This window comes from Jiangella endophytica (assembly GCF_003427025.1).
In the GTDB taxonomy this organism is placed as follows: Bacteria; Actinomycetota; Actinomycetes; order Jiangellales; family Jiangellaceae; genus Jiangella; species Jiangella endophytica.
The window spans coordinates 1-816 of the sequence record NZ_QVAI01000058.1 but is presented as its reverse complement, the minus strand read 5'-3'; the positions used below and the strand labels follow the sequence as shown (position 1 = coordinate 816).

The 816-nt window shown below is 68.4% G+C and carries 1 protein-coding gene; it reads right to left on the bottom strand.

What is annotated here, in order from left to right:
- On the bottom strand, window positions 1–797 hold a 797-nt coding region (locus tag DZA62_RS35240; protein ID WP_157988117.1), incomplete at its 3' end, for a MurR/RpiR family transcriptional regulator.
- Window positions 798–816: the final 19 nt, after the last annotated feature.

Sequence of the window (816 nt, the reverse complement as noted above, 5' to 3'; positions counted from 1 at the left end):
CGCTGGGCGATGCGCACGAACAGGAAGTCCACCACGGCGAGCTGGGCGATGCGGCTGGACATGTTGGCCGGCCGGTAGAGCGTCTCGCTCGTGCTCGTCGTCAGGACATGGTCGGCGTTCTCGGCCAGCGGGGAACTGCGGAAGTTCGTGACCAACGCCGTGACGGCACCGGCGCTGCGGGCGGCCGCGAGGAACTCGGAGATCTCCACCGTCAGACCCGAATGGGAGAACCCGATCGCGATACAGCCCGGCTCGAGAACCGCCGCGCTCATCAGCGCGAAGTGCGCGTCACTCCAGGAGTAGGACGTCAACCCGATGCGGTGCAGCTTGTGCTGAAGATCGGCCGCCGCCAGACCACTGGAAGCCACGCCGTAGACATCGATGCGCGGCGCGGCGACGACCGCCTCGGCGATACGGTCCAGCGCCTCCGCATCCAACCCCTCGGCCGTCGCCTCGATCGACCGGGCCTCGTGGAAAGCCAGCTTGGCGATGACATCGCGGGCCGAATCACCCGGATCGATATCGCTGTCGGACACCCCGAACCGGTTCAGCGACACCTCGTCACGCCCCACCGACGAGGCGAGCGCACGACGGAACTCCCGGTAGCCCGCGAACCCGACATTGCGGCAGAACCGCACCACGCTCGCGATCGACGTCGAGCAACACGCGGCCAACTCGGTGATCGTCTGCTCCACGACCGCCGCCGGATTCGCGATGACGTACTCGGCGATACGCCGCTCCGACGGCGGCAACCCCGGAAGCGACCCACGCAGGACCGCCACCACGTCCTGTGCCATCGATCCGCCTCCCCCGCCG